At 58.5% G+C, this 23423-nt stretch carries 20 protein-coding genes, 1 other RNA gene and 1 pseudogene; 15 read left to right on the forward strand and 7 right to left on the reverse strand.

Going from position 1 to position 23423, the window contains the following annotated elements:
• Nucleotides 1–28 precede the first annotated feature (28 nt).
• On the reverse strand, nucleotides 29–1945 hold the full coding sequence (dnaK, locus tag AC07XF_RS11855) for a molecular chaperone DnaK (protein ID WP_495026632.1): 1917 nt from the start codon (nucleotides 1943–1945) through the stop codon (nucleotides 29–31).
• Nucleotides 1946–2047: 102 nt separating this feature from the next.
• Nucleotides 2048–2614, reverse strand: a complete 567-nt coding sequence (gene grpE, locus AC07XF_RS11860) for a nucleotide exchange factor GrpE (protein WP_495026633.1) — start codon at nucleotides 2612–2614, stop codon at nucleotides 2048–2050.
• A 240-nt stretch (nucleotides 2615–2854) separates the two neighbouring features.
• On the opposite strand from grpE, the gene recN reads away from it, so the two are divergent.
• Nucleotides 2855–4528, forward strand: a complete 1674-nt coding sequence (gene recN, locus AC07XF_RS11865; RefSeq protein WP_495026634.1) for a DNA repair protein RecN — start codon at nucleotides 2855–2857, stop codon at nucleotides 4526–4528.
• A 76-nt stretch (nucleotides 4529–4604) separates the two neighbouring features.
• On the opposite strand, the gene fur is transcribed toward recN, so the two are convergent.
• Nucleotides 4605–5009, reverse strand: coding sequence for a ferric iron uptake transcriptional regulator (gene fur, locus AC07XF_RS11870; RefSeq protein ID WP_003197684.1), 405 nt, complete (start codon nucleotides 5007–5009; stop codon nucleotides 4605–4607).
• A 97-nt stretch (nucleotides 5010–5106) separates the two neighbouring features.
• Between fur and AC07XF_RS11875 the strand changes: the two genes are divergently transcribed.
• On the forward strand, nucleotides 5107–5634 hold the full coding sequence (locus AC07XF_RS11875; protein WP_007988698.1) for an outer membrane protein assembly factor BamE: 528 nt from the start codon (nucleotides 5107–5109) through the stop codon (nucleotides 5632–5634).
• 61 nt (nucleotides 5635–5695) lie between these two features.
• Here the strand turns inward: AC07XF_RS11875 and AC07XF_RS11880 are convergent, their stop codons facing one another.
• From AC07XF_RS11880 to AC07XF_RS11890, 3 genes are read right to left on the reverse strand one after another with little or no spacing between them, the layout of a single operon-like run.
• Nucleotides 5696–6010 carry an RnfH family protein gene (locus AC07XF_RS11880; RefSeq protein ID WP_495026635.1) on the reverse strand — a complete coding sequence of 105 codons (315 nt, stop codon included), beginning with the start codon at nucleotides 6008–6010 and terminating at the stop codon, nucleotides 5696–5698.
• Nucleotides 6003–6437, reverse strand: coding sequence for a type II toxin-antitoxin system RatA family toxin (locus AC07XF_RS11885; protein ID WP_495026636.1), 435 nt, complete (start codon nucleotides 6435–6437; stop codon nucleotides 6003–6005). The genes AC07XF_RS11880 and AC07XF_RS11885 overlap by 8 nt, the downstream gene beginning before the upstream one ends.
• A gap of 7 nt (nucleotides 6438–6444) precedes the next feature.
• Nucleotides 6445–7848 carry a sodium-dependent transporter gene (locus AC07XF_RS11890; protein WP_007988705.1) on the reverse strand — a complete coding sequence of 468 codons (1404 nt, stop codon included), beginning with the start codon at nucleotides 7846–7848 and terminating at the stop codon, nucleotides 6445–6447.
• 118 nt (nucleotides 7849–7966) lie between these two features.
• Between AC07XF_RS11890 and smpB the strand changes: the two genes are divergently transcribed.
• Nucleotides 7967–8449, forward strand: coding sequence for an SsrA-binding protein SmpB (smpB, locus tag AC07XF_RS11895; protein ID WP_007988707.1), 483 nt, complete (start codon nucleotides 7967–7969; stop codon nucleotides 8447–8449).
• Nucleotides 8450–8597: 148 nt separating this feature from the next.
• On the opposite strand, the gene AC07XF_RS11900 is transcribed toward smpB, so the two are convergent.
• On the reverse strand, nucleotides 8598–9365 hold the full coding sequence (locus AC07XF_RS11900) for a GntR family transcriptional regulator (RefSeq protein ID WP_495026637.1): 768 nt from the start codon (nucleotides 9363–9365) through the stop codon (nucleotides 8598–8600).
• A 261-nt stretch (nucleotides 9366–9626) separates the two neighbouring features.
• Between AC07XF_RS11900 and AC07XF_RS11905 the strand changes: the two genes are divergently transcribed.
• The 12 genes and pseudogenes from AC07XF_RS11905 (at nucleotide 9627) to AC07XF_RS11960 (ending at nucleotide 23229) form a co-directional block, all read left to right on the forward strand.
• Complete coding sequence (locus tag AC07XF_RS11905; protein ID WP_204929140.1) at nucleotides 9627–11321, forward strand: lactate permease LctP family transporter; 1695 nt, start codon at nucleotides 9627–9629, stop codon at nucleotides 11319–11321.
• Nucleotides 11322–11472: 151 nt separating this feature from the next.
• Nucleotides 11473–12297, forward strand: coding sequence for a (Fe-S)-binding protein (locus AC07XF_RS11910; protein WP_495026638.1), 825 nt, complete (start codon nucleotides 11473–11475; stop codon nucleotides 12295–12297).
• Nucleotides 12294–13745, forward strand: coding sequence for a LutB/LldF family L-lactate oxidation iron-sulfur protein (locus AC07XF_RS11915; protein ID WP_495026639.1), 1452 nt, complete (start codon nucleotides 12294–12296; stop codon nucleotides 13743–13745). The genes AC07XF_RS11910 and AC07XF_RS11915 overlap by 4 nt, the downstream gene beginning before the upstream one ends.
• Nucleotides 13745–14416 (forward strand): LutC/YkgG family protein, encoded by a 672-nt coding sequence (locus AC07XF_RS11920; protein ID WP_495026640.1) that lies wholly within the window; start codon nucleotides 13745–13747, stop codon nucleotides 14414–14416. The genes AC07XF_RS11915 and AC07XF_RS11920 overlap by 1 nt, the downstream gene beginning before the upstream one ends.
• A complete protein-coding gene (locus AC07XF_RS11925) occupies nucleotides 14413–17223 on the forward strand; it encodes an FAD-binding and (Fe-S)-binding domain-containing protein (RefSeq protein WP_495026641.1) in 2811 nt (936 codons plus the stop codon). The genes AC07XF_RS11920 and AC07XF_RS11925 overlap by 4 nt, the downstream gene beginning before the upstream one ends.
• Nucleotides 17224–17422: 199 nt before the next feature.
• A complete protein-coding gene (locus AC07XF_RS11930) occupies nucleotides 17423–17698 on the forward strand; it encodes a PA2433 domain-containing protein (protein ID WP_495026642.1) in 276 nt (91 codons plus the stop codon).
• Between the two features lie 336 nt (nucleotides 17699–18034).
• Nucleotides 18035–18313, forward strand: coding sequence for a PA2433 domain-containing protein (locus AC07XF_RS11935; RefSeq protein WP_277534441.1), 279 nt, complete (start codon nucleotides 18035–18037; stop codon nucleotides 18311–18313).
• A 94-nt stretch (nucleotides 18314–18407) separates the two neighbouring features.
• Nucleotides 18408–18801: a transfer-messenger RNA gene (gene ssrA, locus AC07XF_RS11940) on the forward strand.
• Between the two features lie 179 nt (nucleotides 18802–18980).
• On the forward strand, nucleotides 18981–19442 hold the full coding sequence (locus tag AC07XF_RS11945) for an isochorismatase family protein (protein ID WP_495026643.1): 462 nt from the start codon (nucleotides 18981–18983) through the stop codon (nucleotides 19440–19442).
• A gap of 234 nt (nucleotides 19443–19676) precedes the next feature.
• Nucleotides 19677–20033: pseudogene (locus AC07XF_RS11950) on the forward strand (zeta toxin family protein).
• Nucleotides 20034–20748: 715 nt separating this feature from the next.
• Entirely contained in the window at nucleotides 20749–21696 is a 948-nt protein-coding gene (locus tag AC07XF_RS11955) for a lactate/malate family dehydrogenase (protein ID WP_495026644.1), read from the forward strand.
• Nucleotides 21697–21750: 54 nt separating this feature from the next.
• On the forward strand, nucleotides 21751–23229 hold the full coding sequence (locus tag AC07XF_RS11960; RefSeq protein WP_495026645.1) for a DASS family sodium-coupled anion symporter: 1479 nt from the start codon (nucleotides 21751–21753) through the stop codon (nucleotides 23227–23229).
• Nucleotides 23230–23423 lie beyond the last annotated feature (194 nt).

The raw sequence follows: 23423 nt of genomic DNA on the forward strand, positions 1-23423 counted from the left end.
AAAGGCAGTCAACCGGCCGACCAACAACTTACTTGTGGTCTTTGACTTCTTCGAACTCGGCGTCGACAACGTCATCAGCCTTTTCAGCCGATTCAGCGTGCGGTGCCGCGCCTTCAGCAGGCTGAGCCTGTTCGGCGTACATCTTCTGCGCCACTGGAGCGGAGACTTTCGACAGCTCTTCAACCTTGGCGTCGATAGCCGCCTTGTCGTCGCCTTTGACGGCGGCTTCCAGGGCAACTACGGCTGCCTCGATTGCGGTCTTCTCTTCAGCAGTCACTTTATCGCCGGCATCAGTAACCATTTTGCGCGTCGAGTGAACCAGTGCATCACCCTGGTTACGGGCAGTGGCCAGTTCTTCGAACTTGCGGTCTTCCTCGGCGTTAGCCTCGGCATCACGCACCATGCGCTCGATTTCTTCGTCGGACAGACCGGAGTTGGCCTTGATCACGATCGACTGAGTCTTGCCGGTAGCCTTGTCCTTCGCACCTACGTGCAGAATGCCGTTGGCGTCGATGTCGAAGGTCACTTCGATCTGCGGCACACCACGTGGAGCTGGTGGAATGTCAGCCAGGTCGAACTTGCCCAGGGACTTGTTCTGTGCGGCTTGCTTACGCTCGCCCTGCAGCACGTGAATGGTCACAGCGCCCTGGTTGTCGTCGGCAGTCGAGAACACTTGCGATTTCTTGGTAGGAATCGTGGTGTTTTTCTCGATCAGCGCGGTCATCACGCCACCCATGGTTTCGATACCCAGGGTCAGCGGGCTGACGTCGAGCAGCAGAACGTCTTTCACGTCACCTGCCAGTACCGCGCCCTGGATAGCAGCACCCATGGCAACCGCTTCGTCCGGGTTGACGTCTTTACGAGCTTCTTTGCCGAAGAACTCGGTTACCAGCTTCTGAACCAATGGCATGCGGGTCTGACCGCCCACCAGGATCACGTCGTTGATCGCGCCAACGTCGATACCGGCATCTTTCATCGCGATGCGGCAAGGTTCGATGGTGCGCTGAACCAGGTCTTCCACCAATGCTTCCAGCTTGGCGCGGGAGATCTTCACGTTCAGGTGCTTAGGACCGGTGGCGTCTGCAGTGATGTACGGCAGGTTCACGTCGGTCGACTGGCTCGAGGACAGTTCGATCTTGGCTTTTTCAGCGGCTTCTTTCAGGCGCTGCATAGCCAGCGGGTCGCCCTTGAGGTTCATGCCGCTTTCTTTCTTGAATTCGTCGACGAGGTAGTCGATCAGACGAATGTCAAAGTCTTCACCGCCCAGGAACGTGTCACCGTTGGTGGCCAGTACTTCGAACTGGTGCTCGCCATCGACTTCAGCGATCTCGATCACGGAAACGTCGAAAGTACCACCACCCAGGTCGTAAACGATCACGGTGTGATCGCCCTTCGCCTTGTCCATACCGTAAGCCAGAGCGGCAGCGGTCGGTTCGTTGATGATGCGCTTCACGTCCAGACCGGCGATGCGGCCGGCGTCTTTGGTGGCTTGACGCTGGCTGTCGTTGAAGTAGGCCGGAACGGTGATCACCGCCTCAGTCACGGTCTCGCCGAGATAGTCTTCGGCGGTCTTCTTCATTTTCTTCAGGATTTCAGCCGAGATTTGTGGCGGTGCCATTTTCTGGCCGTTCACTTCAACCCAGGCGTCGCTGTTGTCAGCCTTGACGATCTTGTAAGGGACCATCTGAATGTCTTTCTGCACGACTTCTTCGTCGAAACGACGACCGATCAGACGCTTCACCGCATACAGGGTGTTGTGCGGATTGGTCACAGCCTGACGCTTGGCCGACTGGCCAACCAGAATTTCGCCATCGTTGGCGTAAGCGATGATCGACGGCGTGGTACGCGCGCCTTCAGCGTTTTCAATAACTTTTGCCTTGCCGTTTTCCAGCACGGAGACGCAGGAGTTGGTAGTCCCCAGGTCGATACCGATAATTTTGCCCATGTTCACTCTCCCGAAACTTTGGATTTGGTTGCCGCAGAAGTGGTGGCTAACTGCGGTAGCACTTAAACGCTTGACTTATAAATGGGGGCCTTGCGGCGGATTTCAAGCCTGCTCGTCAATCGAAGGCGAAACCGGCGCAGGCGCCTTGCTGACCACGACCATCGCCGGGCGCAGCAGGCGACCATTGAGCTGATAGCCCTTCTGGAACACCTTCAAAACGCTGTTCGGCTCAACATCGGCGCTTTCCTGCATGGCCATCGCCTGATGGTGAACGGCGTTGAACGGTTCGCCATGCGGATCGATCGCTTCAAGCTGATAACGCTTGAGGGTGTCGTGGAACATTTTCAGGGTCAGCTCGATGCCTTCGCGCATCGGACGGATGCTTTCGTCGTCCGGGCTGGACAGTTCCAGGCCGCGCTCCAGGCTGTCGACGATCGGCAGCAGGTCGCTGGCGAATTTTTCCAGCGCGAACTTGTGAGCCTTCTCCACATCCTGCTCGGCGCGACGGCGGACGTTCTGCAGATCGGCGGCTACACGCAAAGCCTGATCCTGAGCGCCTGCCAGTTGCTCTTCGAGCACTTGTACACGAGCCGCCAGGTCTTCACCCGAAGTCTCGGGCGCCTGGTTGGCGTCTGGGTTTTGCGTATCCACTGTCTGTTCGTCAGCCATAGATTTCTCCTTTCAATATCGTCCGCGAGCTCAACTCGCGCTTCTGCCCAGCTATATGGGGCCGCAAAATCCGGCTTCAAGGGGGGCCGATGATTAACCCTACAAAAAACAACCGCATTGTCATTCCCTCTCGCGATAAGGGTTTTGTCGGTCCAAGCGAATCGAGCTAACGAGGGGCATTGTCAGCCAGAAACAAAACACTGTATAAATAACCAGACCTAACACCTGGGAGCGGCCCATATGCTGGTGCACCTGTCCGTACACAACTACGCCATCGTTGAACATCTCGATCTCGAACTCGATCGCGGGATGAGCGTTATCACCGGGGAAACCGGCGCGGGCAAGTCGATCATGCTCGACGCGCTGGGCCTTACCCTGGGTGATCGCGCCGACAGCGGCGTGGTCCGCCCCGGCGCCGACAAGGCCGATATCCTGGCCACCTTTGATCTGGCCGACATTCCGGAAGCCAGTGCCTGGCTGGCTGAACGCGACCTCGAAAACGACGGCCCGTGCATTCTGCGCCGGGTGATCACATCCGAAGGGCGCTCGCGTGGCTACATCAACGGTACGCCCTGCCCGCTTGGCGATCTCAAGGCGCTGGGCGAACTGCTGATCGACATTCACAGCCAGCACGAACACCAATCCCTGCTCAAGACCGATACCCACCGTCGCCTGCTCGATGAATATGCCGGCGCGACCGACCTGGCCAGACAGGTTCAACTCGCCGCCCAGCGCTGGCGCCAGACCCGCCAGGAACTGGAGCGACTCTCCAACTCCGGCGACGAGCAACGCGCCCGCCACCAGTTGCTCAGCTATCAACTCGAAGAGCTGGAAAACCTTGGCCTTGGCGACAACGAACTGGAGCAACTGGAACAGGAACACAAAAACCTGACCAACGCCGAGACCCTGCTGGGTATCTGCCGGCAAGTCGTCGAGCAATGCAGTGAAAGTGATTCCGGGAATGTCCTGAACGCCCTCACCGCCAGCCTCAACCGCCTATCGAGCGTGAACAGCTCGATCGGAGCACTGGGCGAAGCCAGCAGCCTGTTGACCAGTGCACAGATCCAGGTTGAAGAGGCCGTGGGTGAACTCAACCGCTTCCTCGACAACTTCGACGCCGACCCGTCGCGCCTTCAATACCTCGAAGAACGCCTCGACGCGATTTATACCCTGGCGCGCAAACACCGCATCCAGCCGACCGAAGTTGCCGAGATGCAACAGAAACTGCTGGATGAAATCGAGACCCTGAACGCCAATGACGAATCCATCGAGCGCCTGAGCGATGAGCTGTCGTCCTATGCCCGGCACTATCAGGAAAAGGCCCGGGAACTGAGCGATCTACGGCATCAAGCGTCGAATAGCCTGGCCAGCGCCGTGGAACAGGAAATCCAGCGACTGGGCATGCCCGGTGGCCGTTTCACCATTGAACTGCGCCCGAACAGCAGCGACGAACTGCTGCCAAATGGACTCGAACAGGTAGAACTGCTGGTCAGCGCCAACCCTGGCCAGCCACTGAAGGCCCTGGCGAAAGTGGCATCCGGCGGCGAACTGTCGCGGATCAGCCTGGCGATTCAGGTGATCACCGCACAGACCTCCCGCGTACCGACCCTGGTGTTCGACGAAGTCGACGTCGGTATCGGCGGACCGACCGCAGAAATCGTCGGCCAGTTGCTGCGCAGGCTCGGCGAGCGTGGGCAGGTTCTGACCGTGACCCACTTGCCGCAAGTGGCAGCGCAAGGTCATCAGCATCTATTTGTGCATAAAGTGCGCGGAGAAGATGCCACCCGTACGGCCGTTTCCAAATTGAGCAAAAATGACCGCGTCGAGGAAGTCGCACGCATGCTGGGCGGTATCGATCTCACCAAGGAGTCCCTGGCTCACGCCAGGAAAATGGTGGTTACCGCAAAAGCTTGAGTAAAGGCAGATAGCACGAAGGCGACCCTGGGGTCGCCTTCGCTCGTTTCGCGAACCTTAAGTTCGCGCGACATGCTTACTTTTTCTTGCGCACGTACAGCACCAGATTGTGATCAACCATCTCGAAACCATACTTGTCGACGATTGCTTTCTGAAGCCGCTCGATTTCTTCGTCGAAGAATTCGATCACTTCGCTGGTTTCGACGTTGACCATATGGTCGTGATGCTTTCCGTCGTCCAGTTCGAAGACCGCATGGCCTCCGTCGAAGTTGTGCCGCACCACAAGGCCAGCTGCCTCGAACTGGGTCAGAACACGGTAAACCGTGGCCAGACCGACGTCCTCACCAGCCTCCATAAGGGCCTTGTAGACATCCTCGGCACTCATGTGGCGCTGCTCGGCGGAATCGAGCATTTGCAGAATTTTGACCCGTGGCAGGGTCACTTTGAGGCCGGCTTTGCGTAGTTCGCTATTTTCAACCATGGTCAGCTTTCTCGCGATGCTGCTTCGCAGCTTCTCTTAATGCGGGTATGATCGGCGTTTACGTTGTCCCAGCCAAGATAGTGGAAGTCGCCCACCGATGCAAAACACCAAGCTCTTGCTAACCAGTTTCACCTTTGTGGGACTGCTCGCACTCGCCGGTTGTTCATTCCCCGGGGTTTACAAAATCGACATCCAGCAGGGCAATGTCGTCACGCAGGACATGATAGACCAGTTACGCCCGGGAATGACCCGCAAGCAAGTACGGTTTATCATGGGCAACCCTCTGTTGACTGACACGTTCCATGCCGATCGCTGGGATTATCTGTACAGCCTGCAACCCGGTGGCGGTGAACGCCAACAAGAACGCATCAGCGTTATCTTCAACCCAAATGATCAGCTTGTCAGCCTTTCTGGCGATTTCATGCCAGGCGTGAGCCGTGACGAAGCCATTCTCGGCAAGGACAGCGGCACGAAAGTGGCCGCCCCGGCAGAAAACGTCGAAAAACCAAAACCGGAAAAACCGGTCAAGCCAGGTTCGTTGCTGGATCAGATCCAGAAGGACGTCGACGGTGTAGAAACCGTTCCGGTCCCGACGCCGCAACCACTGGAAACCTCGCCGCAATAATTTGCGACGCAATAAAAAGCCCGGCATGTCCGGGCTTTTTATTATCTGGCGTTCAAGCCACTCACTGATTACGGGTTTTGGCTTCGGCAGCTTTTGCCGCGCGCAGTCGACGAACCTCTTTGGGGTCGGCCAGCAACGGTCGGTAAATCTCGATGCGATCCCCAGCCTGGACTGCCCGACTCTCGGGATCAGCTACAACCTTGCCAAAGATACCCACAGGGCAATTGGTCAGATCCAGTTCCGGAAACTCTTCAGCCACGCCCGACCTGAGCAAGGCCGCCCGCACTGTCGTTCCGGCAGGCAGCGCCACCGTCAGCAGCACCTGTCGATCGACAGCCGCGTAGACCACCTCGATTTCAATCATGACCTCAACCATGTATCTGCTTGGCGCGTTGGCAGAACGCATCCACCAGGGTATTGGCCGCCTGGTTGAACAACGGCCCCAGGGTGGCGCGAACCAATGGCCCGGCATAATCGAACGACAGATCAAGACTGATCTTGCAGGCCTTCTCGCCCAGTGGCTTGAACACCCACACGCCATGCAACTGATTGAACGGGCCTTCCTCAAGGTTCATTTCGATCGATTGACCGGGAACCAGGGTGTTACGCGTCACGAAATGCTGACTGAGGCCGCCCTTCGCCACCCCGACGCTCGCCCGCATATGCTCAGGGGAACTCTCGAGGACTTCGGCCGTCGAGCACCACGGCAGAAACTCCGGATAGCGTGCCACGTCGTTGACCAGGTCATACAGCGCTTGTGCCGGGTACGGCAGCAAGGCCGAACGTGAAATGTGTGTCGTCATGTCAGCGTCACTTCCACAGCTGGGCGGCAAACACTACGAGAATGCCGATGGGCGCCACATAGCGCATCAAGAACAAGGACAGGCCAAACAACGCAGGGTTGCGGATCGACAACTCGTCACGCACCGCCTCACGCCCCATGATCCAGCCCGCAAACACCACGAAACACAAACCGCCAAGCGGCAACATGAGTCGCGAGGTGAAGAAATCGATCACGCCAAAGAAGTCGAGACCGCCGGTTGCTCCCCATTGGTAGAGGTGGAACATCCCGCCTTCGTTCACGAAGAATTTGGCCTCCTTCCAGATATTGAAGGAGAACACCGTGCCCAGACCGACAAACCAGCAGCTGAAAGCCAGCCAGAAAGTAACCCATGCACGACTCACATTAGTGCGTTCGACCAGGTAGGCAACCATCGGCTCAAGCAGGGAAATCGCCGAACTCCAGGCAGCGACCGCCACCAGCACGAAGAACACCACACCCATCAACTGCCCGAACGCCACGTTGCCGAAGGCAAACGGCAGGCTGACGAACATCAGTCCCGGCCCTTCGCTCGGATTCAGGCCCGCTGCGAAAACAATCGGAAACAATGCCAGACCGGCCACCAGGGAAACAAAGGTATCGAGCAGCGCAACGCCGACAATCGTTCCTGAAATCGACGAGTTCTTTGGCATGTAGGCGCCGTAGATCATGATCGAGCCGACGCCCACGCTCAGGGAAAAGAACGCATGCCCCATCGCGGGCAGCAAACCATCCAGGACCTTTTCCGGGTGGAAGTCGAACATGAAATGCACACCGTCCATGAAATGCCCGGTGGTCATGCTGTAGCCCAGCAGCACGAGGACCATCACGAACAACAACGGCATCATGATGCGCAAACTGCGTTCAAGCCCGGCAACCACGCCCTTGGCGATCACCACCGCTGACAACAGCATGAAAATCGTGTGCCAAAGTGTCAGGCGCCACGGATCGGCGATCACATTGCCGAAGTAGGCACCCACCTGGTCGGGCGTCACGCCCTGGAAGTCACCACGCCCCATGTCGATGATGTAATCCAGCGACCAGCCGCCAACCACACTGTAGAAAGACAGGATCAGCAACGCCGTGATCATCCCGGCAAAAGCCCCCCAGGACCACTTCGCCGAGTGGCCTGCCTCGACCGCCAGCATCTTCAAGGCATTGGCCGGGCTCTGCCGGGCACGCCGGCCGATCAGGGTTTCCGCCAGCATGACCGGCACGCCGATCAATGCAATACAGGCCAGGAACATCAGCACGAAGGCGCCGCCGCCATAGACGCCAACCATGTACGGGAATTTCCAGATACTACCCAACCCTACGGCCGAACCGGTCGCGGCGAGTATGAAGACCCAGCGGCTAGCCCAACTGCCGTGGACAGAAACCTTGTCTGTCGACATCGTTATCACGCCCAAGCGTTCAAAAAAGAGGCCGCATTGTCCGGGATTCAATCAACCTGCTCAAGCACGTAGCAACACCGTAGCCGACTCGCGTGCAACTCCCTATAATGCCGCCCCTATGGCTAAACAGAAGAAACACCCAACAGGGACCATCGCGCAAAATAAAAAGGCGCGACACGATTACTTCATCGAACATCGGTTCGAGGCTGGTCTGGTCCTGGCCGGCTGGGAAGTAAAAAGTCTGCGGGCAAGCAAGCTGCAGCTGGTTGACAGTTACGTGCTGCTCAAGGATGGCGAAGCCTGGCTGCTCGGCAGCCACATTACGCCCCTGACGACCGCCAGTACCCACGTCATCGCTGATCCGGTCCGCACCCGTAAATTGCTGCTCAATCGGCGCGAGCTGGAAAAGCTGTCCGCTGCCGTGCAGCAAAAGGGTTACGCCTGCGTGTGCCTGTCCTGGTACTGGAGCAAGCACATGGTCAAGTGCGAGATCGCTCTGGGCAAGGGCAAGAAGGAATACGACAAGCGCGATACCGAGCGCGAACGCGACGCCGGTCGCGAGCTGCAGCGCGCGGTACGCAACAAGGGCAAGGAAGAGTAATTTTTCTGCCGGATTGCGGCATTGTGGCGAGGGAGCTTGCTCCCGCTGGGGTGCGAAGCACCCCTTGGTTTGGCGGCATCAAGCCTGCAGGCGACTGCTGCGCAGTCGAACGGGAGCAAGCTCCCTCGCCACACTTAAGCGCCTGTCGCTACATCCCCCTGCGCCGCTCCGCCCGGGCCACGCGCTGCACTTCCTGACGCACTTCTTCCAGCACTTCCTGCACATACAAAATGTGTCGACTGGAAACTTCCCGCGCCTGCTCCGCCCGCCCTTCGATAATTGCCTGGTACAACTCCCGATGCTGCGTGATCAGCATGTCGCGGGTTTCAGTACGTTGCTTGTACATGCCACCGATGTTGGTCACCACGTTGCGCTTGAGCAGGTCGAACAGTCCGCGAATGGTATGCAGCAACACAGCATTGTGGCTGGCCTCGGCGATCGCCAGGTGAAAGCTTGCGTCCGCGGCCCCCTCTTCGGCACGACTCACCTCTTCGTGACGCGAATAGCAGTCCTGTAATTCATTGAACGCCGCGGTCAGCCGTTCGCGATCCACATCAGTGGCACGCAACGCCGCGTAGTAGGCGCAGGACGCTTCCAGCGTATGGCGAAACTCCAGCAGATCGCGTTGCGCCTCGGGGTTGCTTTCCAGCAAATGCAACAAGGGATCACTGAAGGTGCTGCCCAGCGATTCCACTACGTAGTTGCCGCCGCCCTGACGACTGACCAGCAAGCCCTTGGCGGTCAGCTTCTGAATGGCCTCGCGCAACGAAGGGCGTGACACGCCAAATTGCTCGGCCAACGCGCGTTCGGCCGGCAAGCGCTCACCCGCTTTCAGCGTGCCCTCGAGGATCATGCCCTCAAGCTGCTCGACAATATCGTCAGACAAACGGCGCTGACGAATCTGATCAAACCCCATAACTCGATTTCTCCACGATCCGACGGCTCGCCGGGGCTCTATTCTGGCCTATCGGCGCCGCGCCAGCACCTGCCACAGCGCATTTGGTCATACCAGACGGACGATCTGCGCACTGTGCATTCGACAAAAGTTTTAGGGCGGCAAATTGACACACCGCCTACAAGGCTTTTACCCTAGCCAACAGCGATTGTAAATTGGTCTTACCAATTATCCAAGAACGCTGATCAGTGCCTGACCAACAACAATTAGGGGCCACCCCATATGCAAACCTGGCAACAGCTCTATACCCCGCTCGGCAGCCTCGGCCTGTCCGCACTCGCAGCCGTCATCCCCATCGTGTTTTTCTTCCTGGCCCTGGCCGTATTCCGCCTCAAGGGTCATGTAGCCGGCAGCATCACCCTGGCTTTGTCGATTCTGGTGGCGATCTTCGCTTTCCAGATGCCCGTCGATATGGCGTTCGCCGCCGCCGGGTATGGCTTCGCTTATGGCCTGTGGCCGATTGCCTGGATCATTGTGGCAGCGGTGTTCCTCTACAAACTGACGGTCAAGAGCGGCCAGTTTGAAGTCATCCGCAGTTCGGTCCTGTCGATCACCGATGACCAACGCCTGCAGGTGCTGCTGATCGGCTTCTGCTTCGGTGCATTTCTGGAAGGTGCCGCCGGTTTCGGCGCGCCGGTGGCGATTACCGCCGCACTCCTTGTAGGACTGGGCTTCAACCCGCTGTACGCCGCAGGCTTGTGTCTGATCGCCAACACCGCGCCGGTAGCCTTCGGCGCCCTGGGCATTCCGATCATTGTTGCCGGGCAAGTGACCGGCATCGACGCATTCAAGATCGGCGCCATGACCGGCCGCCAACTGCCGCTGCTGTCGATGTTCGTGCCGTTCTGGCTGGTGTTCATGATGGATGGTCTGCGCGGCGTGCGGGAAACCTGGCCGGCAGCGCTGGTGGCGGGCTTGAGCTTTGCCGTGACCCAGTACTTCACCTCGAACTTCATCGGCCCGGAACTGCCGGACATCACCTCGGCCCTGGCCAGCCTGATTGCCCTGACCCTGTTCCTGAAAGTCTGGCAACCAAAACGCGCCGCCGGCCAACACATTGTGGGCGCCGTCTCGGCCTCCGTGGTGAGCGCCAGCGTCGGTGGTTTCGGCCAGAAACGCACAACCGTGGCATCGCCCTACAGCCTCGGGGAAATTTTCAAAGCCTGGTCGCCGTTTTTGATCCTCACCGTACTGGTCACCATCTGGACCCTGAAACCGTTCAAGGCCATGTTTGCCGCCGGCGGTTCGATGTACAGCTTCGTGTTCAACTTTGCCATTCCGCACCTGGATCAGATGGTGATCAAGGTTGCACCCATCGTGGCCGCGCCGACCGCCATCCCAGCGGTGTTCAAACTGGACCCGATTTCCGCGACCGGCACGGCGATTTTCTTCTCGGCGCTGATCTCGATGCTGGTGTTGAAGGTCAACTTCAAAATTGGTCTTACCACTTTGAAAGAGACCTTCTACGAACTGCGCTGGCCGATCCTGTCCATCGGCATGGTGTTGGCGTTTGCCTTCGTGACGAACTACTCGGGCATGTCCTCGACCATGGCTCTGGTACTGGCGGCGACGGGCGCAGCATTCCCGTTCTTCTCGCCGTTCCTCGGTTGGCTGGGGGTTTTCCTCACCGGTTCCGATACCTCGTCCAACGCCCTGTTCAGTTCGCTGCAAGCGACCACCGCGCACCAGATCGGCGTCAACGACACCTTGCTGGTGGCGGCGAACACCAGCGGCGGCGTGACCGGCAAGATGATCTCGCCACAATCGATCGCCGTAGCCTGTGCCGCGACCGGCCTGGTGGGCAAGGAGTCGGATCTGTTCCGCTTTACCCTCAAGCACAGCCTATTCTTTGCAACGATTGTCGGCCTTATCACCTTGGCGCAAGCCTACTGGTTCACCGGGATGCTGGTGCACTAAGGACTACAAACAAAACGGTAAAAACCGACGCCGGACCACGCCCCCGGCGTCCGCTATTCACACCCCGGTCTGTAAGGCTGCTGAAAGCTTCCCTCTCTATATTCAGCGGCCTCAACAGACGAATAACCGGGACCACCCGGAGACACGCCTGATGAGCGAGCTTTTTTACAACGCTGTGCCGAATGCGACCCGTGTCGCCCCGCCACTGCCCGAGCCTCGGCAATACCCCAGCGAGAAACCGTCACGGGTCTACCTGTTCGGAACCTGCGTGGTCGATTTGTTCTACCCCGAAGCCGGGATGGATGCGATCCACCTGCTGGAACGCGAAGGCATTCGTGTCGAGTATCCGCAAGGGCAAAGCTGCTGCGGGCAACCGGCCTACACCTCGGGTTACACCGAGCAGGCACGGACCGTGGCGCGCTCGCAACTAGCGCTGTTCGCCGGCGACTATCCGGTGGTGGTGCCGTCAGGTTCTTGCGCGGGCATGCTCCGCGAGCATTACGCCGACTTGTTCAAGGACGAGTCGGACACGTTGAAACAGGTTCAGGCGCTGGCTGCCAGAACCTTTGAGCTGGCCGAGTTCCTGTTGTTTGTCTGCAAGGTGCAGCTCAAGGACAGTGGCGAGCCAGTGAAAGTGGCGCTGCATACATCGTGTTCGGCGCGCCGTGAAATGAACACTCACCTGCACGGCCGAGAGTTGTTGTCGCAACTGAGCAATGTGCAGCGAGTCGATCACGATCACGAAAGTGAATGCTGTGGCTTTGGTGGGACATTCAGCGTCCGTATGCCAGACATTTCCGGCGCGATGGTGGCTGACAAGACCCGGGCGTTGAAGGGGTCCGGCGCGCACAAGGTGTTGAGTGCCGACTGCGGTTGTTTGATGAACATCAACGGCTCGCTGGAGAAACAGAAAGAAGCGCTGCGCGGCCAACATCTGGCCAGCTTCCTCTGGCAGCGTACCGGAGGTGCGAAATGAGCACCTCGACGATTATTCCTACGGTTGCCGTAGAAGAAGATTTCCGCACCCGGGCGCACAACGCCTTGGGTGACAAGCAGTTGCGAAACAACTTCCGCACTGCGATGGATTCACTGATGACAAAACGGGCAGCAGCTTTCAGCGATGCCCACGAAAGGGAACATTTGCGAGCGCTGGGCAACGCCGTCCGCGCCCGTGCGTTATCCAAGTTGCCCGACCTGCTCGAGCAGCTTGAACAGAACCTGACCCGCAACGGTGTGACAGTGCACTGGGCGGAAACGGTGGACGAAGCCAATGGCATCGTCCTCTCGATCATCCGCGCTCACGAGGGGCGGCAAGTGATCAAGGGCAAATCGATGGTCAGCGAAGAGATGGAGATGAACCATTTCCTCGAGGCTCAAGGCATTGAATGCCTGGAGTCCGACATGGGGGAGTACATCGTCCAGCTCGACCACGAGAAGCCTTCACACATCATTATGCCGGCGATCCACAAGAATGCCGGTCAGGTCGCGTCCTTGTTCCACGACAAGCTTGGGGTGGAGTACACCAAGGACGTTGACCAACTCATTCAGATCGGTCGCAAAGTCTTGCGGCAGAAATTCTTCGAAGCGGACATCGGCGTCTCCGGCGTCAACTTCGCCGTGGCCGAAACCGGCACCCTGCTGCTGGTGGAAAACGAAGGCAATGGTCGCATGACCACCACCGTACCGCCCGTGCACATCGCCGTCACCGGTATCGAAAAAGTCGTGGAAAACCTGCGCGACGTGGTGCCGCTATTGTCGCTGCTGACCCGCTCGGCGCTGGGTATCCCGATCACCACGTACGTCAACATGATCTCCGGCCCGCGCAAAGCGCATGAACTCGACGGCCCGCAGGAAGTGCACCTGGTACTGCTCGACAACGGTCGCAGCCAGGCCTTTGCCGACAGTGAATTGCGCCAGACCCTGAACTGCATCCGCTGCGGTGCCTGTATGAATCATTGCCCGGTGTATACCCGAATTGGCGGCCATGCCTATGGGGAGGTTTACCCCGGCCCTATCGGAAAAATCGTCACCCCGCACATGGTCGGCCTGGCGAAAGTCCCGGATCACCCGAGCGCTTCTTCGCTGTGCGGTGCCTGCGGTGAAGTCTGCCCGGTAAAAATCCCGATCCCTGCGTTGCTGCGCCGCCTGCGCGAAGAAAACGTCAAGGCCCCGGACAGCCCCCATCAAGTGATGCGTGGCCAGGGCAGCAAGTATTCGCGCAAGGAGCGGTTCCTCTGGAACACCTGGGCGAAGCTCAACAGTTCGCCGACGCTGTATCGCCTGTTCGGTTTTTTCGCCACCCGTTTGCGTGCCCTCACGCCGAGCAATGTCGGCCCGTGGACGCAAAACCACAGCGCACCGAAACCCGCCGCCCGCTCACTGCATGACATGGCCCGCGAGCACTTTGCCAAGGGAGACCGCTGATGAGCGCCAAGCAAAATATCCTCGCCAAACTGCGTAAAAGTCTGACAGGCACCACACCGGTGACCGACAACTTTGATGTCGATCTGGTGACCCAGCCTTACACCTACGCACCTGAGCAACGCATTCCACAACTACGCAAACTGATGGAAGCGGTACACACGGAAATCCACCTGACGTCCGGCGAAGAGTGGCCGGCGCTGTTGGCGCAATTGCTGCGGGATCGCCAGTTGCCAAGCCTGCTGATCGCACCGACAACGCCCCACGGTCAACGCATCACACAGCACTGGGCGAATAATCCCAATCTGCCGACGCTCAAAGCCTACGACCGTCCGGTCGAAGAATGGAAAGCCGAGTTGTTCAACGACACCCCGGCGAGCCTGACCGGCAGCCTCGGTGCCATCGCGGCAACCGGCAGCCTGATTCTCTGGCCGACGCGGGAAGAGCCACGCTTGATGAGCCTGGCCCCTCCGGTGCACTTCGCCCTGCTCAAAGCCAGCGAAATCCGCGACAACTTTTATCAGGTGCAACAGGAGTTCGAATGGGCCCAAGGCATGCCGACCAACGCGTTGCTGGTGTCCGGGCCGTCGAAGACCGCCGACATCGAACAGGTTCTAGCCTACGGCGCTCACGGACCGAAGGACCTGGTGGTGCTGATTCTGGAGGACCGATGAGTCTACCGGCCGCTTTCCTGCGTGATGCGCAGCAACTGATTCCCCAAGAGCGTCGTTTCGACGATCCACTGTCGACCCTGGCCTTCGGCACCGATGCCAGCTTCTATCGATTGATTCCGCAACTGGTGATTCGCGTCGAATCCGAAGACGAAGTGGTGGCACTGCTGCAACTGGCGCAACGCGATCAGGTACCGGTGACCTTCCGCGCCGCCGGCACCAGCCTGTCGGGCCAGGCGATCAGCGATTCGGTGCTGATCGTGCTGGGGGATAACTGGAACGGTCGCGAGATCCGTGGCCAAGGCACGCAAATCCGCCTGCAACCTGGCGTGATCGGCGCCCAGGCCAATGCCTGGCTGGCGCCGTTCGGACGCAAGATCGGCCCGGACCCGGCCTCGATCAACGCCTGCAAGATCGGCGGAATCGTTGCCAACAATGCCAGCGGCATGTGCTGTGGTACGGCGCAAAATACCTATCACACCCTGGCCGGCATTCGTCTGGTGTTGGCCGACGGCAGTCGTCTCGATACCGAGGATACCGCCAGCGTCACGGCGTTTCGCCAAAGCCACGCCGCGCTGCTGGAGCGCTTGGCGTCCCTGGGCCGCGAGACCCGGGCAAACGCTGAACTGGCTGCGAAAATTTGCCACAAATACCGTCTGAAAAATACCAACGGCCTGTCGCTCAATGCCCTGATCGATTTCGACGAGCCTGTGGATATCTTGAGCCACCTGCTGGTGGGCTCCGAGGGCACTCTCGGGTTCATCAGTGCCGTGACCTACGACACGGTGATCGACCACCCGAACAAGGCCTCGGCCCTGATTGTGTTCCCGGATGTCGAGACCTGCTGCAACGCGGTCACCGTGTTGAAAAGCCAACCGGTGTCGGCCGTGGAACTGCTGGATCGGCGCAGCCTGCGTTCAGTGCAGGACAAACCCGGCATGCCGCCTTTCGTACAGCACCTGTCGAACAATGCCTGCGCCTTGCTGATCGAATCCCGCGCCGCATCGTCCACATTGCTGCACGAGCAACTGGCGCAGATCATGGTGTCGCTGAAGGCGTTCCCGGTGGAGAAGCAGGTCGATTTCACTGAAGACCCTCAGGAAAACGCCCGTCTCTGGGCCATCCGCAAAGACACCTTCCCTGCCGTCGGCGCGGTGCGCAAGACCGGTACCACGGTGATCATCGAAGACGTCACCTTCCCGGTCGAACAATTGGCCATCGGGGTAAACCGCCTGATCGAGCTGTTCGACAAACATCACTACGACGAAGCGATCCTTTTCGGACACGCACTGGAAGGCAATCTGCACTTTGTCTTCACCCAAGGCTTCAACAACGCGGAAGAAGTCGCACGCTATCAGGCGTTCATGGATGACGTGGCGCAACTGGTGGCGGTGGAGTTTGGCGGTTCACTGAAGGCCGAACACGGCACCGGACGTAACATGGCGCCGTTCGTCGAACTGGAATGGGGCAGCGATGCCTACCAGTTGATGTGGCAGCTCAAGCGTCTGCTCGATCCCAATGGCATTCTCAACCCGGATGTGGTGCTCAGCGAAGATCCGCAGATCCACCTCAAGCACCTCAAGCCATTGCCCGCCGCCGACGAGATTGTGGATAAGTGCATCGAGTGCGGCTTTTGCGAACCGGTCTGCCCTTCGAAAGGCCTGACCTTGAGCCCGCGCCAACGCATCGTGATCTGGCGCGACATTCAGGCGAGAAAACGTGCCGGCGTCGATACATCCGAACTCGAAGCCGCGTACGAATACCAGGGCATCGACACCTGCGCCGCCACCGGCCTGTGCGCGCAACGTTGCCCGGTCGGCATCAATACCGGCGAGCTGATGAAAAAACTGCGCAGCCGTAAGGCAACGCATACGAAAACCGCCAACTGGCTTGAAGGAAACTTCGCCATGGCGCTGCAAGGGGCGCGTTTCACCCTGCACGTCGCCAATGGCGCGCGCCTGTTGCTGGGCGCGCCGCGACTGGCAAGACTTTCCGCTGCCGTAACCAAGCTGTCCAAGGGGCAAGTCCCGTTGTGGACCAATGCCATGCCCCAGCCTGAACGGCCGATCCGTTTCAGCCCGGCGATCAGCGATGAGCGCCCGCGGGTGGTGTACCTGGCCGCGTGCGTATCACGGGCCATGGGGCCGGCGGCGGGCGACAAGGAACAAATGTCACTGCACGACAAGACCCGAGGCCTGCTGGAAAAGGCCGGTTATCAGGTGGTTTTCCCGGAGAACCTGGATAGCCTGTGCTGCGGCCAGCCGTTCGCGTCCAAAGGCTACGCCGAGCAAGCCGAACACAAACGCCAGGAACTGATTGGCGCCTTGCTGCACGCCAGCCGCGGCGGGCTCGACCCGATCTACTGCGACACCAGCCCGTGTACCTTGCGCCTGGTTCAGGACCTGGGCGAAGCCCGTCTGGACCTGTACGACCCAGTGCGTTTCATCCGCACGCACTTGATGGATCGCCTGGAGTTCACGCCTCAGGAAGCACCGATCGCCGTGCACGTGACCTGCAGCACCCAGCACCTCGGGGAAGGCCAGGCGCTGATCGACCTGGCGCGCAAGTGCAGCCAAAACGTGGTCATTCCCGAAGGTATCCACTGCTGCGGCTTCGCCGGCGACAAGGGCTTCACCACGCCGGAGTTGAACGCCCATTCGCTCCGCACACTCAAGGACGCGGTACGACAATGCAGCGAAGGCATTTCCACCAGCCGCACCTGTGAGATCGGTCTGACGCAACATGGCGGCATTGACTACCACGGACTAGTCTATCTGGTGGACCGCGTTACTCAGGCTAGGGCGACCTGAGCAGAACTTCACGGAAGGCGCATTCATGCGCCTTTTTTAGTGCTTCCTGCCAGAACCGACAGCATTACAGCAATAAATAGAACCCTGACGTGCCGCCGCAGTCCACAGATCAAGTCCCGCAAACGTGGGACCTCTCAAACACTCGGCAGCCCGTCCTGATGGTCAGCGATGCCTGGCCACTCAGTTCAAGGAGATACTCATGAAACGTTCTGTACTGTTTGGTCTGTTCGTTACTGCCTCAATGCTGGCATCCCCCTCGTTTGCCGCCGAAAAAGATCAATGCGCGGTCAATCTGAAAACCATCGAAAACGCAAAGGCACAGATTCCTCCCGAAATGGCTGAGCAAGTAGCGGACTCTGTCGAGAAAGCCCAATCCGACCAGGCAAAAGGCACCAAACAAGGTATTGATGATTGCGTCGCCGAGACCAACCAAACCATCCAGGACCTCAAGAACGCGAGCAAAGGCGGGAAGTAACTCTCAGCTCAGGGCCAGCCTTCGGGTTGGCTTTCCGGGCCTTGTTGGCGTACATCAACAACGGAGTACTGGCAGCCGGGAGTTCAAAGCCCGGCTACGTCCGATACGAAGCAAACCAAAACCCGCCAGTTGCGGGTTTTGTTGCATCCGGGGTCTGGAAATGTGTAACCGTGCGCATCGCTGGAAAAAGCTCGACACGTTTTCTGAAAAAACCGAATTCTTGCGTTGCGTCGTAGTCTTTTAGATAAGCCCCATCAATCGTGGCTGTTTTTTCGGGCTCGGCCTGGCCGCCCGCTCATACGTCAGCACCGAGACCATCCGATCTAGGAGATATCCATGAAACGCACCGCACTCGCTGGTCTGTTCATTTCTGCTGCAATGTTGGCCTCTCCTGTGTTTGCTGCGGACAACAACCTTTGTACGAGCAAGCTGCAAGAACTCAAAGGCAAAGTGAATGCGCTGCCGGCGACCTCCGGAAACACCACAATGGAGATCAAAAGACTGATGTCCAGCGCCGAAGCCTCACAAGCCTCCGGAGACGACAAAAAATGCGTCACCGAGGCCATCCAGGCATTGGCACTCGCTGACAAACAGCGCAACGAGCCCAACCCATAATTTGTGGTGGCCAACCTTCGGGTTGGCCTTCTGAGTCACGTTGACGTACACTGTACAGGCTTGTTGCTCACTTGATTCAAAGAGCACCAGGCTCGGGGCCGTTTAGGATTCGACGCCGGTTGCGAAACTTTAGGTGCATGCCGAGTTGGTAACAGAACTCGTAAATCCACTGTTGCAACTTCCTATAGTTGCCAATGACGAAACCTACGGGGAATACGCTCTCGCTGCGTAAGCAGCCTTAGCCCTTCCCTCCTGGTACCTTCGGGTCCAGCAATCATCAGGGGATGTCTGTAAACCCAAAGTGATTGTCATATAGAACAGAATCGCCGTGCAGTACGTTGTGGACGAAGCGGCTAAAACTTACACAACTCGCCCAAAGCACCCTGCCCGTCGGGTCGCTGAGGGTTAACTTAATAGACACGGCTACGCATGTAGTACCGACAGCGGAGTACTGGCGGACGGGGGTTCAAATCCCCCCGGCTCCACCAAATACGAAGCAAAACAAAACCCGCCAAGTGCGGGTTTTGTTGCATCTGGGACTCTACAATCCATGCCACACCGCCGCCCCTGTGGGAGTGGGCTTGCCCGCGAAGAGGCCAGCCAGATCAACACAAATACCCAGCGGCCACAGAAGCCACCGTCACCGCGACCTACCCCGGAGACGCCCATGCGCCAAGCCCTCCTGATCATCGACCTCCAGTCCAGTTTCGCCCCACCCCAATGGCTCATCGATGGCATCCAGACACTCATCGGCACCCTGCCCAGCGTCGCCACCGTCGAACGCCACGACGAATCCAAAACCCCTTTCCAGAAACAGCTCGGCTGGCACCCCGCCCCGGACGACGACTGTCTGATCCAGGCTGACCGCATCTTCATCAAGCACGGATACGCGCCGTCGCCCGAGACCATCGAGTACTTAAAAAGCCTGAAGGTGGACCGGGTGTTGGTCTGCGGCCTTCAGACGGAGACCTGCTGCCTGGCGGCGGGGTTTGCACTGTTTGATGCGGGTTTGCAGCCGACGTTGATTACAGATTTGACGGTGGGGTCGTCGCTGGACCGGACGGGCGGGTTGGGGGTCAGGCTTTGGGAGCATCACTTCAAGCACATGGTGTGCTCCAAGCAACTTTGATTTGCAATTGGCACCACATCATTGAGCCAATCAACCGAAGTTACGCAAGGCGAAAGCTCACACCCAGGAAACTTCCCTCAAGCTGTGTCCCCCTCATGGACTGGAGCTTGATGTGCATCCATGTATGCTGACTTTTCAATCGAATTCGCCGCTTCTGCTGTTTCACCTTTGATGCGCTTCAAACCAAAGGAATGAACGATGACTCCTGCCGAACTGCTCATGCAAGATCAAGCCATGTCATTCGCTAGATTGCACAAGAAAACCATAGCCAAGCGTCGAACCGATCGAGCGCTATACCCCCCAGAGCAAGATCCTGTATCAGTATTCATGGCCGGCTCACCAGGCGCGGGGAAGACAGAGGCATCAAACGCCCTAGTGAACCTCTTTGCTGATACAGCGATCCTGAGGATTGATCCTGATTAGCTTCGTAGCGAATTTTCCGACTACGCAGGAGGAAACGCCTGGATCTTCCAAAGCGGAGTCTCAATTTTGGTCGAGAAAATTCTGGATTGCGCTTTCAACCAGAGGCAATCATTTGTGCTGGATGGAACATTTTCCAACGTCGATGTGGCGCGAAGAAATGTAGTGTAGTGGTCAACTAATCCCGAACATGACCGGCAGGGAACGACCCGTTGCGGTCATTGGCAATTCTCTATTGCAGCCATTCCCAGGTTGCACATCAATGCTACGCAGACCCCACGCCGGCGGATGGCAACGAGCGAGTCGAAGATGCTGTCACCAACTGCCTTGAGGGAACGCTATCTGTCAGGCTTTTGCGTACCATGCCGGCTGTACGGTCGGTACTGTGCTTTTCAGAGAAGCCTGGAGGGATCGCATGGCATACAACCACCCCGAAAAACTGCTCTATATACAAGCCCCGCTGTTCCGATTGGGCCTCACGCTAGCCTAATCACCATCCCTACCGTGATCGTTACGATTACCCGGAAAACCCTGGTATGCGATTATTCCCAAATTTACGGACATGCACCCAGTCGATGTTGAGCTACTCTTTTCTTGCCAGTTCCCAATGAGGAACTCGCCATGTGCGGCTAGCCGTTAACAAAGCCTGTTGAAAATTTTCCGTTTTTTGGCTCGCTCGCCTTAAAGGACACTCCCTTGGACCCTTGGGGGCGAGTGCGCTGTTCAATAATTACGCAAAAGATGTGTGTAACGAAATCGATCGAGAGCCGGCCCGAGTAGTCAGGCTGTCGGCTCATGTAGGTTTCGCGCCACTTCAAGGTTGACTGTCCACTGGCAGATGCCTGGTTCAGGTGTCCAATTCTCCTGGCGCGACGGGGGGCATGCGATGCGGCAACCCAAGATCGTAATCGTCGGTGCAGGATTGGTTGGCGGATCAGCAGCCCTATTTGCGGCCGTGGCTATTCCGAGCGCCGAGATCGTCATCATCGATGTCGCGCGAGTACGGGCCGAAGGGCAGACGCTGGACCTCACCCACGCAGCAGCATTCTGGGGGCACAATCGCTTCTATGCCGGTGATTACGAGAACGCACGCGACGCGGACATCATCGTAATCACCGCTGGTGTCGGTCTGAAGCAAGGGCAGACTCGTCTGGACTTGGCCAGAACCAATGCGGCCATTGCAGCGGAAGTTGTGGATCGCACTGCACCGTTGGCCCCAGATGCGATCTACGTAATCGCGACCAACCCCTGCGATGTGTTGACCAGTGTCGTTTTTGACCGCCTGCATTGCGCGCGCGAGCGCGTTATCAGCACCGGCACCTCCCTCGATACCGGGCGACTGCGATCGCTGCTCTCCGAGCGGCTGGGCGTCGTGGCGCCTGCGATTCACGCCTACGTTCTCGGCGAACACGGCGAATCCGCGGTGATCGACTGGTCCGGCGCGACGGTCTCCGGAATGCCCCTCGATATGTTCCTGGCCAGGAGCGGTAAAGAGTTGGGGCCTGCCAGCCGCGATCTGATCCTGCGCTCCGTGCACGAGGCAGCCACGCTCATCAAGGAAGGCAAGGGCGCCACCCACTATGGAGTCGCCAGTGCGATTGGGCGAATTTGCCAGGCCATCGTACATAACACCGACCTCATTCTGCCGGTCGCTGTCGTGCATGCTGAAGTCGAAGGTGTACCGGAGGTGTGTTTGTCGCTGCCGATGGTGGTCAATGGCAGAGGTGCGCAGTTACTGGCTTATCCGGAACTCGGCCCCATCGAGCGCGAGGCCTTGCAGCGCAGTGCGTGCATCGTCAAAGAGGCAACCGACAGCGTGCTTCTCGCCCGTTAGGGAAATTGCGCACGCTCTGAATAAACCGAACAGTGCCGCCAAGAGGTTTATATCATGGCTGTATTACCCGCAAAGGATTCGCAACCTGCAAGCCCAGCCACGACGAAACCGACGCCATCGGAAGGGCATCTCAGTAATGTCTGGAAATTTCTCGTCCCGGTGGGCATAGGTATCGTCCTCTGGTTCCTGCCGGCGCCGGCTGGCCTCGACGTGAAGGCGTGGCACATGTTCGCCGTGTTCGTCGCCACCATCGCCGGCATCATGACCGCCCCTCTTCCGATGTCGGCGGTAGCCATTATCAGCGCCACGGTGGGCGTGCTGGTTGGCGTCGTGTCCTTTGCCGACGTCACCAAATCCACGGGGACGGACCTCGTCTGGCTGGTGATGCTCGCCTTCTTTATCTCCCGAGGCGTGATCAAGACAGGACTGGGGCACCGCATCGCACTCCTGTTCATGCGGCTGCTGGGCAAGCGAACCCTGGGGCTGGGTTATGGACTGGTCATGACTGAACTCCTTATCTCGCCCGCCATGCCCAGCATCACCGCTCGCGCCGGTGGGGTGATGCTGCCGATTACCCGAGCGATGTCGGAGGTCCTCGGCAGCCATGCCGATGACCCTGAATCGCGCGGCAAGGTGGGGAACTATCTGATCCTCTGTGCCTTCCACGCCAACATCATCACCGCAGGCATGTTTATCACGGCGATGGCGGGAAATCCCCTGGCGGTCAAGATGGCCGCAGACCAAGGCGTCTCAATCAGTTGGCTCGAATGGGCGGTGGCAGCATCAGTTCCCGGTTTGCTGTGCCTTGCCCTCATTCCGTTAGCCTTGCTGTGGATTGTCCGGCCGCAGATTCGCCAGACACCCGATGCGAAGGCCCTGGCACAGAGAGAACTCGTAGCAATGGGGCCCATCTCGGCCAAGGAAATCATCATGGCGGTGATCTTCGTTGGCTTGCTGGTGCTTTGGATTTTCGGTGAGGATCTGAAAATCGGAGCGACGCTGGCGGCGGCTCTCGGTGTCTCGTTGCTGTTCATCACCGGCGTACTGACCTGGCAGGATGCCCTTAATGAGAAATCCGCCTGGGACACCATGATCTGGATCGGCCTGCTGATCATGCTGGCCTCCAAACTCAATGAGTACGGCATGGTTTCGTGGTTCGGCAAGGAGTTCGGGGCACACCTGGAGGGTTTCCCGAGGCTGGCTGTCTATATGCTGGTGGCGGCGATCTATTGCTACATCCATTATTTCTTCGCTAGCGCCACGGCACATATCAGTGCTCTGTTTCCCCTCTGCATGGCGCTTATGGTCGCTGCCGGCATCCCGCCATTCACTGCAGCGGTCGCTCTCGGCATCCTGAGCAGCGTCAACGGTTGTCTGACCCAATACGGCATCGGTTCCGGGCCGGTCATGTTCGGTGCCGGTTACGTCACCCAGGGGGAATGGTGGAAGACCGGTTTCTTGATGAGCCTCATCTACATGGTTATCTGGCTGGTCGTCGGCCCGCTTTGGTGGCAGTTGCTTGGACATGTTTGAGACGGCACCGGAGAATAGAAGTAGCCAGCCACCTGATTGAGAAGAGCGGTACCGCGTTGCGACACTGGGTGCGCTATCTGTTGACACCTATGTACGGATGCGCAGCAGTCGTAAAATCGGAGTTCGCGGTACGTCACAGAGATCGTGCAAGCCGGATTTACGACTGCTGCGCAGCCGGACGCAGCCTTCGGCAG

The organism is Pseudomonas sp. GW821-FHT01C01, from assembly GCF_059422645.1.

What these genes read in the sequence shown, in the direction of transcription:
- AC07XF_RS11900 (WP_495026637.1), bottom strand. Translation starts at nt 9,365, where the DNA reads ATGGGGTTTGATCAGATTCGTCAGCGCCGTTTGTCTGACGATATTGTC.
- AC07XF_RS11925 (WP_495026641.1), top strand. Translation starts at nt 14,413, where the DNA reads ATGAGTCTACCGGCCGCTTTCCTGCGTGATGCGCAGCAACTGATTCCC.
- AC07XF_RS11955 (WP_495026644.1), top strand. Translation starts at nt 20,749, where the DNA reads ATGCGGCAACCCAAGATCGTAATCGTCGGTGCAGGATTGGTTGGCGGA.
- fur (WP_003197684.1), bottom strand. Translation starts at nt 5,009, where the DNA reads ATGGTTGAAAATAGCGAACTACGCAAAGCCGGCCTCAAAGTGACCCTG.
- AC07XF_RS11910 (WP_495026638.1), top strand. Translation starts at nt 11,473, where the DNA reads ATGAGCGAGCTTTTTTACAACGCTGTGCCGAATGCGACCCGTGTCGCC.
- AC07XF_RS11890 (WP_007988705.1), bottom strand. Translation starts at nt 7,848, where the DNA reads ATGTCGACAGACAAGGTTTCTGTCCACGGCAGTTGGGCTAGCCGCTGG.
- smpB (WP_007988707.1), top strand. Translation starts at nt 7,967, where the DNA reads ATGGCTAAACAGAAGAAACACCCAACAGGGACCATCGCGCAAAATAAA.
- AC07XF_RS11905 (WP_204929140.1), top strand. Translation starts at nt 9,627, where the DNA reads ATGCAAACCTGGCAACAGCTCTATACCCCGCTCGGCAGCCTCGGCCTG.
- AC07XF_RS11915 (WP_495026639.1), top strand. Translation starts at nt 12,294, where the DNA reads ATGAGCACCTCGACGATTATTCCTACGGTTGCCGTAGAAGAAGATTTC.
- AC07XF_RS11945 (WP_495026643.1), top strand. Translation starts at nt 18,981, where the DNA reads ATGCGCCAAGCCCTCCTGATCATCGACCTCCAGTCCAGTTTCGCCCCA.
- AC07XF_RS11935 (WP_277534441.1), top strand. Translation starts at nt 18,035, where the DNA reads ATGAAACGCACCGCACTCGCTGGTCTGTTCATTTCTGCTGCAATGTTG.
- AC07XF_RS11885 (WP_495026636.1), bottom strand. Translation starts at nt 6,437, where the DNA reads ATGACGACACACATTTCACGTTCGGCCTTGCTGCCGTACCCGGCACAA.
- recN (WP_495026634.1), top strand. Translation starts at nt 2,855, where the DNA reads ATGCTGGTGCACCTGTCCGTACACAACTACGCCATCGTTGAACATCTC.
- AC07XF_RS11960 (WP_495026645.1), top strand. Translation starts at nt 21,751, where the DNA reads ATGGCTGTATTACCCGCAAAGGATTCGCAACCTGCAAGCCCAGCCACG.
- AC07XF_RS11875 (WP_007988698.1), top strand. Translation starts at nt 5,107, where the DNA reads ATGCAAAACACCAAGCTCTTGCTAACCAGTTTCACCTTTGTGGGACTG.
- AC07XF_RS11880 (WP_495026635.1), bottom strand. Translation starts at nt 6,010, where the DNA reads ATGGTTGAGGTCATGATTGAAATCGAGGTGGTCTACGCGGCTGTCGAT.
- grpE (WP_495026633.1), bottom strand. Translation starts at nt 2,614, where the DNA reads ATGGCTGACGAACAGACAGTGGATACGCAAAACCCAGACGCCAACCAG.
- dnaK (WP_495026632.1), bottom strand. Translation starts at nt 1,945, where the DNA reads ATGGGCAAAATTATCGGTATCGACCTGGGGACTACCAACTCCTGCGTC.
- AC07XF_RS11930 (WP_495026642.1), top strand. Translation starts at nt 17,423, where the DNA reads ATGAAACGTTCTGTACTGTTTGGTCTGTTCGTTACTGCCTCAATGCTG.
- AC07XF_RS11920 (WP_495026640.1), top strand. Translation starts at nt 13,745, where the DNA reads ATGAGCGCCAAGCAAAATATCCTCGCCAAACTGCGTAAAAGTCTGACA.